The organism is Litorimonas taeanensis (assembly GCF_003634015.1).
Lineage (GTDB): Bacteria > Pseudomonadota > Alphaproteobacteria > Caulobacterales > Maricaulaceae > Litorimonas > Litorimonas taeanensis.
In genome coordinates this window covers 1,020,221-1,035,902 of the sequence record NZ_RBII01000002.1, presented here as the reverse complement: position 1 = coordinate 1,035,902, position 15,682 = coordinate 1,020,221, and the positions used below count along the sequence as shown (strand labels likewise).

Here is a 15,682-nt window from a genome sequence, read left to right as displayed (position 1 = left end):
ATTGCCATACACATAGTTGTGTCGGTACAAGGCTTTGCAAAAGCGGGGCCAAGACCAATCTTTGGCAGGAATAAGTGAACTTTTCTGAGATTCCGTCAAACATCAGGGTTAACAAATTAAAAAACCCAGCCGGAAAGCTGGGTTTTCAATCGTCTTTATCTGAAAACGTGTTTTCAGAAATAGTGTGTCCGAATTAGAAGCTAACGCGCCCGCGTAACTTAACAGGGACACTCCAGCGGTCTTCAGACGGGAAGATTGTGTCCATATTGTCATTCCAACGAACGCCCGATTCGACACCAATAGCCGCCCGCGAGCCAACAGCCATTTCGGCGCCAATCACCGCAGAAGCTGTAGGCTTCCACCCGGCTTCGACATATTCTAATGGCGTTGCGTCATACGCTGCGCCATCTGACGTGTATGTTCTGTTCATTGTCACATCATTATTGTGCGTGAAACCAGCCGTCGCACCAATATATGGACGGAGCGCAGGGCTTTGGCCAATATACTGACGTATTCCGCCTTCAATTGTCCAAAGATCTAAATCAGAGAATTCTGCATCTAGGCCTTCAAATGATCCGCGAGCGTCAACAGTCTGGTAGTTCTCTACAGACTGGCCATTTGCGGTTGAATACTCAACGCCGCCCAACAAGGTTGTGTTACGCGACACATCATATGTCAAAGCACCGCCAATTGTCTTAGACTGACCAAATGCGTCACTATAGCTGATGCCATCTGACCCACCTGTGTTGACGGATGGAGCCCCCAATGCAGGGCCTGCGCCTTTTGGCGTGAAAATATCCCCCCCTACATCAAAGGATGTACCTGCACCCACTTCGAAACCAAAAGGAAGAGCTGTCCCGCCGCTATAGCCGCCGCCATAACCATATGAGGATCCGTATGCCCCTCTAAACTGCGATGACGCCCCATATGCCCTAGTGCTGTAATATGCTGGATATGGCTGAGGGACGTAGATTGCACTGCCTTGTACATTTTGCACATAGGCGCCGTTCACATATTGACCGCCGCCATATACATTGCTCGCATATGCGGAACCGTAAGGCGCCCCTGTGCCAAGCGTCGTCGTACTAAAACCTGAGGCGTTATATGATCCGCCAACACCATTAGCTGCCAGTCCGGCACTCATGCCTTGCGCGCCATAGCTACCAGCACCCATTTGACCATAACCCATTTGGCCGCCTAGTCCATTTTGAGTGTATGCACCTTGGGTATATCCACCTTGAGTATAACCACCTTGGCCAAATCCACCATTGGCTTGACCTAACCCGGCTTGACCTAATCCACCTTGACCAAATCCTGTTTGTCCATAGCCAGCCTGACCATAAGCAGATTGTCCATACAGGCCGCCGCCAGTTTGTCCATAAATGCCGCCATAAGCATTTTGACCATAAACACCGCTTTGGCCCGCGCCGAAGCCGCAACCGCCATATCCGTAACCCTGAGCAGCCGCGCTGGCTTGGAAACCATAAGCGCCTTGATTATAGCCCGTTACGGATTGTCCGCAATTTGCGCCATTCTCATAACTATAATGGGAGCTGTTGCCGCCCATACCGAGCCAAGAACAACCGGATAGTAATACTGCTGATAATGCGCAAATTGTGAGCCGCATTTCGGTCTCCATTTTCTCGTTAAGCGTTTTTCTTGTCTCAAATAAAAACAGATTATGTTTAAGAAAGCGTTTTCAAATCGGAAACAAAACCTTAATTTTCAAGCTTTTATAGGGTTAACTGTTAGTGTGGTGGGTTGATGGCTAGAAATTATAGCTACCGCGAATTGTGAATGGGATAGCGATGTTGGTGTCACCCTTCTCATCATTTGAATACTTCCGAGCACCTTCAACACGCACACCTGTTTCAAAGGCTAGACCTGTGCGCGGCGTCACTTGCCACTCAACACCTGCATTTAACTGCCCTGATGGAACCCATTGGCTATCATAGAGCTCAACCTTGGTTTCCTGGCCATCTATATTGTAAAATTGAGTGGACTCACCATCTGGGTCGTTAAAGGCTTGCTCATAAAACCTCTGCTTTTGGTCGGTTTTATATGACACAGCATTATAGTGAGAGGCCCCAGCAGAAGCTGAAACAAAGGGTGTGACTGTGTTGAGGCCATCAGATTTTGATATTGGGTTAAAATAATGACGCGCGCCCACTTCCAGATCATATCGTTTCATATCTGAAAAATCGGCAGAGAAAGTCGCGATTTCCTCATCGGGGATAAAAAACGTATTCACCGAGGCTGGGCCGTCTGCCATGTTCATATCATCATAGGCTTGTGTGGTTTCGGTTCTAAAGAGTGTCGCCACGACGGAGGCTGCCGTACCTGACTTCCCTTCTGCCGCTGAGTAAGCTGCATTTACGAAAACCGTATTTTTAGGTGAAAGTATATATTCTCCACCAATAGCAATGCGGGCTGGTGTTGACCAAACGTCATCAAAAGATTTGGATTTGGCGGTTTTCCGGTCATAGAGTAATGGCGAAGCGGCATCTCTCGGCCCGGCCGTATAATTCGTTGTGACGGTTTGACCTGAGGCCACAGAACCTGATGTGCTGCCTTCCGCATACACATTTGGTATATAGTTTATAGTAGGATCAGATGGCAGGCCAGTGGCAGGGATAGTTGGGAAGTCAGCATAATCAAATGCGTCACCACTAAAGCTTTTTTCTCCGCCGAGGCTCAAAGTCCCGCGAAACTTTGGTTTTCGCAGTGCGGACTTTTGACGTCTGTAATTTGAACCCTGTTGATTAGCGACTGAAGCATGCGAGCCATAACTGCCCGAGGTCTGAGTGGGTTGACCAAATTGCGGTCTTTGCGGAAAACCGTTTGTCGCGCCGTAATTATTCGAAGCGCCATAAGCGGAAGTCGCTAATGTGACCGAGGCTGGATCGCAGCCGCGTGGTATGGGCTGCTGAGGACTTTGAATTTGGCATCGGCTTGCAGAATTTTGGTATCCACCCTGATTATAGGCATAGGCGCCAGATTGCGCCTGACCTTTATTATAGCTCTGATATCCTTCGCTCGTATAGCCGCCCAACCAAGAACAGCCCGATAAGGCAATCGTAGATACGGCACATAAAACAAGACGCATGTAACATCCCCTGAATTCGCAAACCACCGCACAAACGCGGAAATTCAACCATGGTTAACGAAAGGAATGACGTGTTTTGCTTAACAAGCCGTTTAAACTTTGGGTTTTTACATGCTTTTTTAACCGTCTACGGTAAAAGCTTATTAACATTCTCAGGGGGCCGCCCCATTATGGCTTCACTCCCCTTTACAACAATTGGACGCTCTAAGAGCTTGGGGTGACTTGCGATGGCCTCAATCAAGGCCTGCGCATCCGTCTCACACTTCAAACCAAGCTCTTTATAAATAGCCTCGCCTTTTCGCATAATATCTCGAGGGTCCGTTAGCCCTAACTTGGAAAGTAAGGTTTTAATCTCCTCGGTTGATAACGGGTTCTCTAAATAACGAACAATTTCGGGCGATTGCCCCGCGGCTTCAATTATTGCCAATGTTTGGCGAGACTTTGAACATCGAGGATTGTGATAAATTGTAAGCGTCATCGTTTATATTTTCATCTTTCTTACATCTAATGGCGGACTATTCAATTCTGCGCCTTGCCTCGCCCTTGCGTAGAGGTCAAGAGGGGCCATGTATTGCAAGATGAGTAGGGCCCAGCGCATGTATAGGACACAGTATAAACCTTGAAAACGGTTCTTATTATATCGTCTTTTGTTGCCGCCAGTCAGGTCGGCGCAAATGCAGCCGCGTTTTGCTTACGGCGCTTGGGCATAGAAGCCATCGTCCTGCCTACAACGCTTATGGGTCGTCACCCTGGGTGGGGTGACCCAGGAGGCGGCAGTGTCGAAGCGGATGTGCTACGAAAAATGTGGTCCGCAATCCGTCAACAAGATATCAAGTTCGACGCAGTCTTATCGGGCTATCTGGGACAAGATAGCCATATAGACTTGTGCGCAGACATCATTCAGGAAATCAAACGAAACAATAAAAGCGCCTTCACTCTTATTGATCCAGTCATGGGGGATAATGGCGCGCTTTATATTCCAGCCACGCGGGCCGAGGCTATTGCCAAGACTCTCATCCCTTTAGCGGACATGATTACGCCGAATGTCTGGGAGTTGTCATATCTTGTCGGACAAAACTTTAGCAGCCATAAAGATATGATTGAAGCCGCACGCAGTTTAGCGCCAGAATCGCTTATTACCTCTGCTCCTGAATCCCATGATAGTCATGACGAAATTGGCGCTATTTGGACTAATCAAGACAGCGTTGTTCAAGTCTCCCATAAGCGCTTTAGTACAGTCCCACATGGCGGCGGTGACGCGCTTGCCGCGACGGTGCTGGGGCATAAGCTCTCTGGCTTATCATCAATCACTGCAACCGAACGGGCTGTGGGGTCAATATTTGCCATCATGAAAGCTGCCAATGCGATGACCTCCAACCAATCGGGGCGCAGAGAATTACCTCTCATTGAAACACAAGACGCTTTAATTAATGCGCCGCATCTGAGCAGCCGAGTAATTAACACATGACCGACACACCTTTTGATATCTTTGCTGTTGCAGGATTAGAAACTGCAGTTAGCGCCTTTAAAACTAATTTCAGTGATGACGATGAGTTAGGGGCACAGTTTTGCTTAATGCGAGATGGAGAAACCTTACTAGATTTAAAAGGGGGTTGGACAGATCGGGCTAAAACCAAAGCTGTCACCTCCGAAACGCTTTTCAGTGTCTACTCTTCGGGGAAAGCATTAGCAGCGCTTGTCATTGCTTGGCTCGCTGAAAATGACCGCTTGGGCTATAACCAAATCGTAGCAACGCTTTGGCCTGAATTCGCTCAACACGGCAAAGGCGATTTGACAATTGCAGAAGTCATGTCTCATCAAAGCGGCTTGTCAGGCATAACAGATGACACTTTCAAACCCACTGATTGGCTTGATTGGGATAAAACGATTAACACACTAGCGGCACAAAAGCCTATTTTTCCACCCACTTCGCAATCTGGCTATCACCCTCTCACATATGGCTTTCTTGCCGGTGAAATTGCGCGGCTTGCTGATAAAGACCTAAGAAGCCTAGGGACGATACTTCGTAAAGAATTAGCAGAACCATTTGGCGCTGATGTCTGGATTGGGTTGCCAGAGAGTGAACATGAACGTTGTGCCCAAATGATGAAACCTAAAAAGCTTCCTGATTTAGGCGAGCTTAATACCGCGACGCGGGCTGCGTTTCTGCAGCCCTGGTCTTCTTCGGGCGGGGTCAGTGTCAAAGCTTGGCGCGAGGCTGAAATGGCTGGGTCTAATGGTCATGCCTCAGCCAGGGGCCTCGCCACTTTAATGCAAATTCTTATAAATGGGCGATGCGGCGAAAGCCATATTCTTAGCGAAGACACGCTTGAGGCTTTTAGAAAACCGCGCATTAATGGCCCTGACTTAGTCTTACCCTTTAACCTGACCTTTGCTGCCGGCGTAATGTATAATCCACCTAATTACTTTTATGGAACAGGTGAGAAAACCCTCGGACACAGCGGATGGGGCGGATCTTGTGTGTTTGCAGATCCCGATACTGGGCTTCACGGAGCCTATGTTATGAATAGGCAACAAAACTCTCTATTAGGCGATCAACGCCCAAGACGCATTATTGATGCCGTCTACTCTGCTTTGTGATAGCTTAAATAACGAATCTAAAGACGGGCACTTCATTGAAGGACAAATAAATGAGTGACAAATTTCTGGAACGCTTATGGGAAATGGCCCCTGGCTTTATCACCGGCACGCCCCATGCTCAAAAACTCGGTATGAAATTTGTGGCCGTTGATAAAGGGCGTGCAACAATGTCACTCCCTTATAATCCTGAGATTGTCGGTGATAAAAAAAATGCTGTTATTCATGGCGGCGCGGTTACGACATTACTCGACCAAGCCTCTGGCCTCGCGGCGGTTGCTGGCTTTGATACTCTCGGGGCAACAGCAACGCTTTCCCTGCGTATTGATTATATGCGGGCCGCAACCCCTGAAAAGACAATCATTGCCGAAGCGCATTGCTATAAAGCTACAAAACATGTGGCCTTCATCCGAGCCGTTGCACATCAAGGCGATGAGAATGACCCTGTTGCCACATCACAAGCTTGCTTTATGGCCACAGGCCCCAGAGTTACGGCGGAGGATATGGCATGAGCCGAGTAGACCCAAAATCAACAAAGCCTTCTGAGAGCTTCCCCGATGTACGTGCGTTACTTGAATCTATTCCTTATGCCGTCACAATTGGCGTAAAGCCCTTTTTCATGGGCGAAGAATTCACCCTCATATTGCCATACTCGCAAGATAATATTGGGAACCCTACCTTGCCGGCTTTACATGGCGGTTGCGTCGGCGGAATGATGGAAGTTTGCGCCATTGCGCAGCTGATTATGTCAAACCCTGAAGGTACTTACCCTAAACCGATCGGCATCAATATTGATTATTTGCGCAGAGGAAAACCCGTAGAGACCTATGCACGCGCTCAAATTTTCAAACAAGGTAGCCGCGTTGCGAATGTTCGCGTAAGAGCTTGGCAGGAGAATTTTGACTCTCCTATTGCCACACTCCATGGGCATTTTTTGACGACTTAACCTTTTTCTATATCCATTCTGGACGTTTCAATTTCCTGAACTGGGTGAAGCCTTTGTGTTTACGTCTCTAGAATGAGAATGAAATGCGCTATTGATTAGGGATAACACGATATTAAGATATCTTAGGTAGTATTTGAGTTCATCGTCTTTACTGGTTTATTATGTCTGAGAAAAACAATAGTGTAACGCCTTTTCCCAGTCGACCTTTGAACAGCACTTTAGCCACTCAACACTTCAGGTCTGAAACAACGACAAATTTACAAGATTATGATCTGTTTAAGCTTGCCATGGAACACTCAGCCATTGGCATGGCGCTTTTGCTTCCCAATGGAAAGTGGTTCAAAGCCAATAAGGCAATTTGTGACATTCTAGGTTACACAGAATCAGAATTACTGAATATTGACTTCCAGACCGTCACCCATCCCGATGATTTGGCTATGGACTTGGATTATGTAAATCGCCTTTTAGCTGGCGAGATACAAACCTATTCAATGGAAAAACGCTATTATCGTAAAGATAAAAAAATTATCTGGGTTTTACTAACAGTCTCACTTGTAAGAGATGACAATAATAAACCTCTTTATTTTATTTCCCAAATTCAAGATATCACCGAAGAGAAAGATGCCAAAGAAGCTTTGGTGAATGCTAATGATGAGCTTCAACGGTTATCCTACCAAATTTCGCATGATTTTCGCTCCCCTCTCCGCTCATCAATAAGCATGCTCCAATTAGCTGAGAAATTTGCAGAAGACGGCAATATAGAAAAATCTAATAAGTTTCGAAATATATCGCTTAGATCCTTGCAAAAGCTCTATAGCCTAGCGGATGATATTCTATCTTTAACACAGACTAAGCTCTCAAAGGAATGTAACCAAACCCTCTTAGTGGATCACCTCATAGATGATAGTTTGTCTCTTTTAAGTCACTTGGACGGCATGGAAAGTATCACAGTTATCAAAGATTTAAATTTTTCTCGGCCCATTAGCACGAAGAAAACTCGGCTGGCCCTCATTATTAATAATCTGATTTCTAATGCCATAAAATATAGAGATATGAGCAAAGCCGAGCCTACAATTAAAATTTCTACATATGATGCGGACGGGCATTTGGTACTCTTTATCCAAGATAACGGCCTGGGCATTGAAGAAGCCTACCGAGATCGTCTTTTTGAAATGTTCGAACGCTTTCATACCAAAGCTGCCGAGGGTACCGGATTAGGACTCTATATGGTGAAACAAAGTGCAGATGTCATTGGCGGTGACATTCATTATCAGCCCTTACCAGATGGCTCGCGCTTCACATTGATCCTGTAACATCTCTATCCCTAAATGTAATAAGCCCCGGATTATCACCGGGGCTTTTTTTAAAGAGAAATATGCGTTGAACTAATGCTCAACATGTCTCCAGACTCGTTTGTAAGAGAACCACAATAAGATCGAAAGCAAGAACAAATAGACCATCGTCATGATACCGGTGCCTTTACGCTGCTCCATCTTTGGATCAGCAGACCAAGCCAAAAACTCTGTCACATCTGCCGCCATTTGCTCCACTGTGGCTTCGGGCGCAGCTATCTCATTGCCCTCTGCATCTGTTGTGGGAGCATATTCTATAATACCTTCTGATAAGGGAGCGGCCATAGCAATTTTACCGCCTTCCATAACAGGGTTATAATAAAGGCCAGGCGTTAATTCCACATCATCAGGCTTATGTGCATCATAGGCTGTAAGAAGATTGTAAACATAATCTGCACCGCCAGTGCGTGCTTTTACGATTACAGATAGCTCCGGGGGCAACGCCCCACCATTAGAAGCGCGTGCCGCCGCATCATTTGCATAAATTGGCGGGAAATTATCCGCAGTAATACCTGGGCGGTCAATAACATCACCTGTATCTGAATCGATATCTTGTATCGTCCAATCAGCGGCGAAATTCTTTACATATGGGTTATCATTCGGGTTCGGATAGTCTTCCATATGAAAGGGCGCGCCTTTATCACCGAGGTGACGGAAGGAGAGGAACTTAAGCTGATGACAGCTTGAACAAACTTCACGGTAAACCTGATAGCCGCGCTGCGCTGCCGCTTTATCATAGGTCCCAAACGGCCCATTAAAGTGCCAGTGCTTGTGCTCCATTTTATAGTCACTGCTGCCACCTGCCGCAAATGCGCCACCTGTGGCTATTACGGCGACCGCGCCCGCAGCGACAAATAAAGATTTAAGTAATTTAGAAGTCATGGTTACGCCGTTTTTTCGTGTTTCTTATCACCCAATACTGACTGCGTAATAGAGTCAGGTCGTTTAATGGGTTTTTCAACTAAGCCCAATACGGGGAGAATTATAAGGAAGTAAGCGAAATAATAGATCGTCGCAATTTGTGAGAGACGGTAGAATGTCAGTCCTGAATCTACAGAGACACCATCAACCATCTTTGAACCAAATGGCAGTGCCACATCATCAGGCGTACCTGCACCACACCAACCGAGGACAAAACACATCACGATAAAGATTAAGAAGAACCCGCGCGCAACCGGACGGAAGCGTAAGGATTTCACTTTTGATGTATCGAGCCAAGGCAGCACGAATAGCACGACAATCGCCCCGCCCATCAATAGGATACCCGCAAGCTTATCAGGAACAGCCCGCAAAATTGCGTAAAACGGTAAGAAATACCATTCAGGTACAATATGAGCCGGCGTCTTCATTGGGTCGGCTTCGATATAGTTATCCGCATGTCCCAACGCATCTGGTTGATAGAACAGGAAGAAAGCAAAAATCAGCAAGAACACCGCTACGGCAAAGGCATCTTTTACAGTGTAATATGGGTGGAAAGACAAAGTATCTGACTTTGTTTTCTCTGTCACGCCGATAGGGTTATTTTGCCCAACATGGTGCAAAGCCCATACATGTAAACCAACAAGACCCGCAATGATGAACGGCAACAGATAATGCAGAGCGAAGAAACGGTTCAACGTAGCATTATCAACCGCATAGCCACCCAGCAGCCATTGCTGTAGGCTCTCGCCAACAATCGGAACGGCGCCAAAGAAACCAGTAATAACTGTAGCTCCCCAGAAAGACATTTGTCCCCAAGGTAGTGTATATCCCAAGAAGGCTGTCGCCATCATAACAAGATAAATCAAGCAACCCACAATCCACAGGACTTCACGTGGTGCCTTATAAGATCCATAATATAGGCCGCGGAACATATGCATATACACAGCCAAGAAGAACATAGACGCGCCGACGGCATGCATAGGCTGTAATAGCCATCCAAATGGCACATCACGACGGATACGCTGAACAGAGGCAAACGCACCGTCAATGCTTGGCACGTAATGCATCGCCAAAATGATGCCTGAAATAATTTGAACAACTAAACATAGCGCAAGGATAGCGCCAAATGTGTACCAATAATTCAGGTTTCTTGGAGACGGGTACGTCATGAAATCTGCACCCATCCGAATAATCGGTAGGCGTTGATCCATCCATTTTGTTGCAGCGTATTTCGGCTCGTATGTTGAAGGGTGTCCTGACATATTAACCTACCTTGATTACTGTGTCGGAAATAAATGCATAAGGGGGAATCGCCATATTTGTAGGCGCTGGCCCCTTCCGAATACGACCCGATGTGTCGTAATGTGAACCATGGCACGGACAATACCAACCATCAAAATCGCCAGCCTCACCAACAGGTACGCAACCAAAATGGGTGCAAACGCCAACCATTACGAGATATTTCGGGTCAACTTTACCTTCTGGGTTAGCCACAAGACGTGAATCATCTGTTGCCGGGTCTTTTAAGTCAGACAAAGGTACTGCCTCAGCTTCAGCAATTTCCTTTGCTGTACGATGACGCACAAAAACAGGTTTGCCGCGCCATAAGGTTTTAAGCTGTTGGCCTTCTGCGATTTTCGTCAAATCGATCTCAATAGAGCCTGCCGCAAGCGTGTCAGCCGCCTTGCCCATTTGCGCCACCAATGGCCACGCTACAGAGGCCGCTCCGGCCGCTGCGACAGCGCCCGTGGCGATAAATATGAAATCGCGCTTTTCTTCATCAATGTGTTCGTTTGTGTCGAGCGTATCGGACATAGTCTGTCCACTCCTTCAGTCGATAATTTTGTTTGGCCGGTGTCTAACCCTTTATAATTAGTAATGCCACAGAATATTCGCGGCAAGTCGACGCAATTCACAGATTTATTGTCATGGATTCCACAATTTCGCCCCTCATCACTGCAAATAATTCTCATAATCACTAAATTGACCAAGGAACGCCTTCAAACCTACCCTTAAGAGCCCGCTCATACCCTCAGCTCCGCAGAATCTTCAACAGATACATAAGGCTAGTCGGGCCACTCTATAATATAATTTGCATGATAATATAATTTGCATGGCCCTGATTGTGCCGCGCCGTTGCCGCGTTATAAGTCCCTCATGAATGTTACGCTTTACCAACCTGATATAGCCGCCAATTTGGGCGCGATAATGCGCCTATGCGCAGGGTTTGATATCCCTCTATCAGTGATAGAACCTTGCGGCTTTCCTTTATCTGAAAAAGCCCTTCGCCGCGCGGCTATGGACTATGAACCGCCAGGTGGATTGCAACGCATTACATCTTGGGAAAGCTACGCCTCTAAAGGGCGCACTGTGCTTCTCACAACGAAAGGGGCTACGCCGCTTTCTGATTTTGTTTTTCAAGACGAAGATACATTATTGTTTGGCCGTGAAAGCGCGGGCGTTCCTGATGAAGTTCATGCCGCTTCTGATGCCCGGGTTATTATACCCATTGCCGTTAATGCACGGTCCTTTAATCTTGCAACCAGCGTCGCAATCACGCTCTTTGAAGCCTTGCGACAGACAAAGGCTTTACCCTAAAGCATTATTATGACTGATTTTGATACTCGAAAAGACAAAACAGCGCATTGGTTCAGAACTTTGCGCGATCAAATTTGCAAAGAATTTGAAGCCCTAGAACGCGAAGCCCCAGACGCGCTTTATCCGGGTGAAGCCGGTAAATTTGAATATGAAGACTGGCAAAGAAAAGTCGAAAATGGCGGCGGCGGTACGGGCGGAATGCTGCGCGGTCGATTGTTTGAAAAATGCGGGGTCCATATTTCTGTTGTCAAAGGTGAGTTCACCCCTGAAATGGCCGCAAGAACGCCGGGCGCGGATAAAGACCCTCGATTCTGGGCCGCTGGCATATCGCTGATCGCCCACCAAAGAAACCCACGCATTCCCGCTGTACATATGAACACGCGCTATATTGTTACGACACAAGACTGGTTTGGCGGCGGCGGCGACTTAACGCCAACACAGGCTATAGATAGACATCAAGACGCTCCAGACGCTTTAGCCTTTCATGCGGGAATGAAAGCGGCATGTGACAAACATAATGTCGCTGACTATGAGCACTATAAAAATTGGTGCGATGAATATTTTTACTTAAAGCATAGAGACGAACCACGCGGAACAGGCGGAATATTCTATGACCGCCTAAATAGTGGTAATTTCGAAGAGGATTTCGCGTTTACCCAAGATGTGGGTCGGCACTTTTTAAAAACCTACTCTGCCATTGTGCGTGGGCGCATACACGAACCTTGGACCGAAGAAGAACGTGAAGAACAGCTGATTACCCGCGGCCGATATGTTGAATTCAATTTACTCTGGGATCGCGGTACTACGTTCGGCCTTAAAACTGGCGGTAATGTGAAAACAATACTCAGTTCAATGCCGCCCGTCGTGAAATGGCCGTAACCCGCATGAACAAACATGTTCTTCTTTTTGATCTTGGCGGCGTTGTCGTACCATGGGTTGGGCTGGATGCCCTTTCTAAAAACCACGGGCTTACACGGGATGCCGTCATCGCAAAGTTATCCGCCTCTGAAATATTTCATGCTTATGAAATAGGCGCCTGTGATGACGAAACATTTCTTGAGGAAATGATTGAACTCTTCAATATGAACATAAGCCCCGAAAACTTTGCATCAATGTGGAATAGTTGGGTTCACCCACCCTTTCATAATACGCTAGAGACACTCGCGGCGTTAAAATCAAAATATATCATTGCCTGCCTTTCAAATACAAACGCCCTTCATTGGGAACATTTAAAGGCTATGTTTAATTTATCAGACATATTCGACTATGCTTTTGCATCCCATGAAATTTCTGCCGCCAAGCCAGATGATGAGAGCTATATTATTCCGTTGAAAAGCATGGGCGTTCTCGCTGCGGATGTAACCTTTTTCGATGACACACTTATGAATGTCGAAGCCGCGCAAAAACTCGGTATCACCGCGCATCATGTTGACAGGACGGTAGGAGTGCTGCCAACCTTAACAAAGCTCGGCATTATTTAACTAATAAACATAGGCTTTGGCGACCATCCAAATCGCCATCCCTATCATCGCCACATTCTCTGAAAGCGATACGAATCCTAAAGGCACTTGGCTATTGCCGCCTGCGCAAGCACATTTTAATTCTCGTTTCTCAATATATACGGCCTTGAAAACCGACCAGGCTCCAATCGCTCCTATGAAGAAAGCAAAAGGCGCGGCGATTAAGCCGAACAGTCCGCCAGCCAACATTAATACCCCAGCGCCAGCTTCAGCAAAGGGATAGAAAAAGGCATAAGGTACATATTTTCTGGCCAAGACGTCATATCCTAGGAACATTGTTGAAAAACTTTGTAAATCTTGGAGTTTTTGCACGGCCAAAACACACATAGAAATGGCGACGAATAGCTCAATCAGCCTTATATAGGATATCGGTTGCCCATTACCGAAAAACAAAGCCAACGCCATCAAGGCGGCTACAGAAAATATAGCAAGGATTGGACGATAGCTCGTGTCCTCATCGGTGCGGACATGCAAACCAAAATATCGCCTCAAATCCGTATATCCTCCGATGCATTTGCCATCGATAAAAATTTGCGGTGTCGTTTCTACATTATTTTCAGCTTTATATTCATCTGTCTCAGCGCGGGTCGTCAGATGATGGTCCTCAATTCCAAAACCCTTTCGCCTCAAGAGATCTTTGGATTTCAATCCAAAGGGACAAAGATGAACAGGTTTCGTCATACGGTAAAGAACGGCTTTCTGGGTCATAATCTAAATAAGCCTGCCTTAGAGAAAAGTTCCAGATTTTAGCGTTTTGAGAGTAAATCAACGAGTTCTGCGACTTTTACGTCTCTTTCGTTATCATCACCGCTCATTATTGCCTCTGTTAGGCAATGATCGATATGATCCTTTAAGAGCTCCCCTTCGACCCGAGCAATCGCGGAAATAACCGCTTTAGTTTGCACTAAAATATCAATGCAATACCGGTCCTCATCAATCATTTTTTGCAGACCACGGACTTGCCCTTCTATGCGGGCTAACCGCTTACGACAGCCTTGACGGCGTTCGGAACGGGATTTGTGGCATTTATCCATCTGTCATCCTAACAATTTTGTGAGTTGATATTTGCTTTATAACATACCATAGGGGGGTATGTCTATTAACGCCTATAAACCTCTGATTGGAATCGGTTTGTGCCTGACCTCAGCCCTTTCGGCACAAGCACGTCCCGTTTCTTATCCTGATGCATGGACCTTAATGGTAAAAAACGATTCTGACCAAAATAGTATTCACGCACATTATACAATTGATACACAACACAGTCTTGGGCTGCGTCTACGATATGATCGAGAAGGCGACTTTCTCTTTACTGGCGTGCAAGCCAATCGTCTAATGAAGCGCTGGAACAAACGTGACAGTCAGGCTAATATTTATGGGCGAATAGCTTTAGGCTTAGTACAAGATGAAAAACCCTCACAAATCGCGCAAAAGGATGATGAAGCATTATTTTTAGGTGTATCTGGTGATTGGGAGACACGTCGATATTTTGTTTCTGCTAGCGCTGAATATTGGGATAATGGGCAATATGGCGACTATTCTAGTTATCATGGCCGTTTGGGCATTGCTCCATATATAGCGAATACGGGGGCCCTTCATACATGGTTGATGATTGAAGCGCATAATCGCCCCGAAAGCCAAGATAAAACGGGGGCATCAGCAATTGTTCGGCTCTTTAAAGGTCCAAGCCTCTTGGAACTCGGTGTTGACGACAAAGGCGAACCTCTCATCAATTATATTCACCGTTTTTAAGGAGACAGTCATGATTTTACGAACTTTATGTTTAACAGGCGCATTGTTATTCGCAGCGCCCGTTATGGTACATGCCAAAGAAGATATGGCACCAGCCGTCATTGTTGAGACCGCCGATGTCCAAGTCGGCTTAAACGGTTTGGTGTGCGACTTTTGCTCCATCGCCCTAAATAAAACATTCAAGAAGAACAAAGCCGTCGCAGCAACGTATGTGGATTTGGACACCAAAATACTGTCCGTTGTTTTCAAAGAGGGGCATTCACTAGATGATGCCACTCTTACAAAACTTGTAAAAAAAGCAGGGTATTCCGTGACTGAAATCACCCGCAAACCTGTCAAAAGCCTCTAATCATTTTATACTGAGACTCTCATGAGCCGAATGAAATTAGCCACACGTGAAACAGCAGCCCCTGCTATTGCTCTTGTTACAAGTTTGTCGACATTAGTGTGCTGTACTCTACCCGCCGTGATGATCACATTGGGAATGGGGGCCGCATTATCGACGCTAACAACAAATGTGCCACAACTCATTTGGCTCTCCGCGCACAAACCTCTCGTATTCAGCGGCTCTTTTATTTTGCTACTTTGCGCTTGGGTTGTTCGCTTCGCAACGCGCAACATGCCCTGCCCCGCAGACCCTAAGCAAGCAAAGCTCTGTAGCCGTTTACGCACCTTAGGCGGAATCATACTAGCGCTAGGCTTCATTGTCTGGGCAATAGGCGCCTTTTCTGCCTTTATCTTACCGAAATTCTTATAGCGCTTTATATTTACCGCCAAAACACTAAATTCTTGAGAGAAAATACATCTAGGATGCGATTTGGCAGAGTCGCGAATGACTTAAAGGTTGAGTTTAAACCCCAAGGCTTTACCAAGACCTCTTAAGAATTTACTA

General features: G+C 46.4%; 19 protein-coding genes. 11 read left to right on the top strand and 8 right to left on the bottom strand.

Features of this window, described 5'->3' with window-relative positions:
* Positions 1–193: 193 nt before the first annotated feature.
* The 3 genes from DES40_RS12855 to arsC all read right to left on the bottom strand — a co-directional run bounded on the left by DES40_RS12855 (position 194) and on the right by arsC (position 3,584).
* Positions 194–1,627 (bottom strand): hypothetical protein, encoded by a 1,434-nt coding sequence (locus tag DES40_RS12855; RefSeq protein WP_121102784.1) that lies wholly within the window; start codon positions 1,625–1,627, stop codon positions 194–196.
* 141 nt (positions 1,628–1,768) lie between these two features.
* A complete protein-coding gene (locus DES40_RS12850) occupies positions 1,769–3,106 on the bottom strand; it encodes a hypothetical protein (RefSeq protein ID WP_121102782.1) in 1,338 nt (445 codons plus the stop codon).
* A gap of 127 nt (positions 3,107–3,233) precedes the next feature.
* Positions 3,234–3,584 carry an arsenate reductase (glutaredoxin) gene (gene arsC, locus DES40_RS12845; RefSeq protein WP_121102780.1) on the bottom strand — a complete coding sequence of 117 codons (351 nt, stop codon included), beginning with the start codon at positions 3,582–3,584 and terminating at the stop codon, positions 3,234–3,236.
* A 141-nt stretch (positions 3,585–3,725) separates the two neighbouring features.
* On the opposite strand from arsC, the gene DES40_RS12840 reads away from it, so the two are divergent.
* The 5 genes from DES40_RS12840 to DES40_RS12820 all read left to right on the top strand — a co-directional run bounded on the left by DES40_RS12840 (position 3,726) and on the right by DES40_RS12820 (position 7,963).
* The gene (locus tag DES40_RS12840; RefSeq protein ID WP_121102778.1) at positions 3,726–4,574 is read left to right on the top strand and encodes a bifunctional hydroxymethylpyrimidine kinase/phosphomethylpyrimidine kinase; all 849 of its coding nucleotides are present in this window, start codon (positions 3,726–3,728) and stop codon (positions 4,572–4,574) included.
* Positions 4,571–5,707, top strand: a complete 1,137-nt coding sequence (locus tag DES40_RS12835; protein WP_121102776.1) for a serine hydrolase domain-containing protein — start codon at positions 4,571–4,573, stop codon at positions 5,705–5,707. The genes DES40_RS12840 and DES40_RS12835 overlap by 4 nt, the downstream gene beginning before the upstream one ends.
* A gap of 50 nt (positions 5,708–5,757) precedes the next feature.
* Positions 5,758–6,216: a PaaI family thioesterase gene (locus tag DES40_RS12830; RefSeq protein WP_121102773.1), complete on the top strand. Its 459-nt coding sequence runs from the start codon at positions 5,758–5,760 to the stop codon at positions 6,214–6,216.
* A complete protein-coding gene (locus DES40_RS12825; protein ID WP_121102772.1) occupies positions 6,213–6,650 on the top strand; it encodes a PaaI family thioesterase in 438 nt (145 codons plus the stop codon). Before DES40_RS12830 ends, DES40_RS12825 begins: the two co-directional genes overlap by 4 nt.
* 161 nt (positions 6,651–6,811) lie before the next feature.
* Positions 6,812–7,963, top strand: a complete 1,152-nt coding sequence (locus tag DES40_RS12820) for a sensor histidine kinase (RefSeq protein WP_121102770.1) — start codon at positions 6,812–6,814, stop codon at positions 7,961–7,963.
* A 72-nt stretch (positions 7,964–8,035) separates the two neighbouring features.
* Here the strand turns inward: DES40_RS12820 and DES40_RS12815 are convergent, their stop codons facing one another.
* The 3 genes from DES40_RS12815 to petA are packed head-to-tail and all read right to left on the bottom strand — an operon-like array spanning position 8,036 to position 10,738.
* Positions 8,036–8,884: a cytochrome c1 gene (locus tag DES40_RS12815; RefSeq protein WP_121102768.1), complete on the bottom strand. Its 849-nt coding sequence runs from the start codon at positions 8,882–8,884 to the stop codon at positions 8,036–8,038.
* Positions 8,885–8,886: 2 nt separating this feature from the next.
* Positions 8,887–10,185 carry a cytochrome b gene (locus DES40_RS12810; RefSeq protein WP_121102766.1) on the bottom strand — a complete coding sequence of 433 codons (1,299 nt, stop codon included), beginning with the start codon at positions 10,183–10,185 and terminating at the stop codon, positions 8,887–8,889.
* Position 10,186: 1 nt separating this feature from the next.
* Positions 10,187–10,738 carry a ubiquinol-cytochrome c reductase iron-sulfur subunit gene (gene petA, locus DES40_RS12805; RefSeq protein WP_121102764.1) on the bottom strand — a complete coding sequence of 184 codons (552 nt, stop codon included), beginning with the start codon at positions 10,736–10,738 and terminating at the stop codon, positions 10,187–10,189.
* A 342-nt stretch (positions 10,739–11,080) separates the two neighbouring features.
* On the opposite strand from petA, the gene DES40_RS12800 reads away from it, so the two are divergent.
* From DES40_RS12800 to DES40_RS12790, 3 genes are read left to right on the top strand one after another with little or no spacing between them, the layout of a single operon-like run.
* Entirely contained in the window at positions 11,081–11,521 is a 441-nt protein-coding gene (locus DES40_RS12800) for a tRNA (cytidine(34)-2'-O)-methyltransferase (protein WP_121102762.1), read from the top strand.
* A 9-nt stretch (positions 11,522–11,530) separates the two neighbouring features.
* Positions 11,531–12,400, top strand: a complete 870-nt coding sequence (gene hemF, locus DES40_RS12795; protein WP_121102760.1) for an oxygen-dependent coproporphyrinogen oxidase — start codon at positions 11,531–11,533, stop codon at positions 12,398–12,400.
* Between the two features lie 5 nt (positions 12,401–12,405).
* On the top strand, positions 12,406–13,002 hold the full coding sequence (locus tag DES40_RS12790; RefSeq protein WP_170144997.1) for an HAD family hydrolase: 597 nt from the start codon (positions 12,406–12,408) through the stop codon (positions 13,000–13,002).
* On the opposite strand, the gene DES40_RS12785 is transcribed toward DES40_RS12790, so the two are convergent.
* Positions 13,003–13,749, bottom strand: coding sequence for a MauE/DoxX family redox-associated membrane protein (locus tag DES40_RS12785; RefSeq protein WP_121102756.1), 747 nt, complete (start codon positions 13,747–13,749; stop codon positions 13,003–13,005).
* Between the two features lie 38 nt (positions 13,750–13,787).
* Positions 13,788–14,075 (bottom strand): metal-sensitive transcriptional regulator, encoded by a 288-nt coding sequence (locus tag DES40_RS12780; protein WP_121102755.1) that lies wholly within the window; start codon positions 14,073–14,075, stop codon positions 13,788–13,790.
* A 58-nt stretch (positions 14,076–14,133) separates the two neighbouring features.
* On the opposite strand from DES40_RS12780, the gene DES40_RS12775 reads away from it, so the two are divergent.
* Genes DES40_RS12775 through DES40_RS12765 form a run of 3 tightly spaced genes read left to right on the top strand, consistent with a single transcriptional unit; the run spans position 14,134 to position 15,547 of the window.
* Positions 14,134–14,790, top strand: a complete 657-nt coding sequence (locus DES40_RS12775; RefSeq protein WP_121102753.1) for a hypothetical protein — start codon at positions 14,134–14,136, stop codon at positions 14,788–14,790.
* A 10-nt stretch (positions 14,791–14,800) separates the two neighbouring features.
* Entirely contained in the window at positions 14,801–15,139 is a 339-nt protein-coding gene (locus tag DES40_RS12770) for a heavy-metal-associated domain-containing protein (protein ID WP_121102751.1), read from the top strand.
* Positions 15,140–15,160: 21 nt separating this feature from the next.
* Positions 15,161–15,547: a hypothetical protein gene (locus DES40_RS12765; RefSeq protein ID WP_233345638.1), complete on the top strand. Its 387-nt coding sequence runs from the start codon at positions 15,161–15,163 to the stop codon at positions 15,545–15,547.
* The last annotated feature ends 135 nt before the right edge of the window (positions 15,548–15,682 follow it).

Coding starts and splice junctions, on each gene's coding strand:
- DES40_RS12825 (WP_121102772.1), top strand. CDS start 6,213: ATGAGCCGAGTAGACCCAAAATCAACAAAGCCTTCTGAGAGCTTCCCC.
- DES40_RS12855 (WP_121102784.1), bottom strand. CDS start 1,627: ATGCGGCTCACAATTTGCGCATTATCAGCAGTATTACTATCCGGTTGT.
- DES40_RS12770 (WP_121102751.1), top strand. CDS start 14,801: ATGATTTTACGAACTTTATGTTTAACAGGCGCATTGTTATTCGCAGCG.
- DES40_RS12820 (WP_121102770.1), top strand. CDS start 6,812: ATGTCTGAGAAAAACAATAGTGTAACGCCTTTTCCCAGTCGACCTTTG.
- DES40_RS12830 (WP_121102773.1), top strand. CDS start 5,758: ATGAGTGACAAATTTCTGGAACGCTTATGGGAAATGGCCCCTGGCTTT.
- hemF (WP_121102760.1), top strand. CDS start 11,531: ATGACTGATTTTGATACTCGAAAAGACAAAACAGCGCATTGGTTCAGA.
- DES40_RS12810 (WP_121102766.1), bottom strand. CDS start 10,185: ATGTCAGGACACCCTTCAACATACGAGCCGAAATACGCTGCAACAAAA.
- DES40_RS12850 (WP_121102782.1), bottom strand. CDS start 3,106: ATGCGTCTTGTTTTATGTGCCGTATCTACGATTGCCTTATCGGGCTGT.
- DES40_RS12790 (WP_170144997.1), top strand. CDS start 12,406: ATGAACAAACATGTTCTTCTTTTTGATCTTGGCGGCGTTGTCGTACCA.
- DES40_RS12765 (WP_233345638.1), top strand. CDS start 15,161: ATGAGCCGAATGAAATTAGCCACACGTGAAACAGCAGCCCCTGCTATT.
- petA (WP_121102764.1), bottom strand. CDS start 10,738: ATGTCCGATACGCTCGACACAAACGAACACATTGATGAAGAAAAGCGC.
- DES40_RS12815 (WP_121102768.1), bottom strand. CDS start 8,884: ATGACTTCTAAATTACTTAAATCTTTATTTGTCGCTGCGGGCGCGGTC.
- DES40_RS12800 (WP_121102762.1), top strand. CDS start 11,081: ATGAATGTTACGCTTTACCAACCTGATATAGCCGCCAATTTGGGCGCG.
- DES40_RS12835 (WP_121102776.1), top strand. CDS start 4,571: ATGACCGACACACCTTTTGATATCTTTGCTGTTGCAGGATTAGAAACT.
- DES40_RS12780 (WP_121102755.1), bottom strand. CDS start 14,075: ATGGATAAATGCCACAAATCCCGTTCCGAACGCCGTCAAGGCTGTCGT.
- DES40_RS12775 (WP_121102753.1), top strand. CDS start 14,134: ATGTCTATTAACGCCTATAAACCTCTGATTGGAATCGGTTTGTGCCTG.
- arsC (WP_121102780.1), bottom strand. CDS start 3,584: ATGACGCTTACAATTTATCACAATCCTCGATGTTCAAAGTCTCGCCAA.
- DES40_RS12785 (WP_121102756.1), bottom strand. CDS start 13,749: ATGACCCAGAAAGCCGTTCTTTACCGTATGACGAAACCTGTTCATCTT.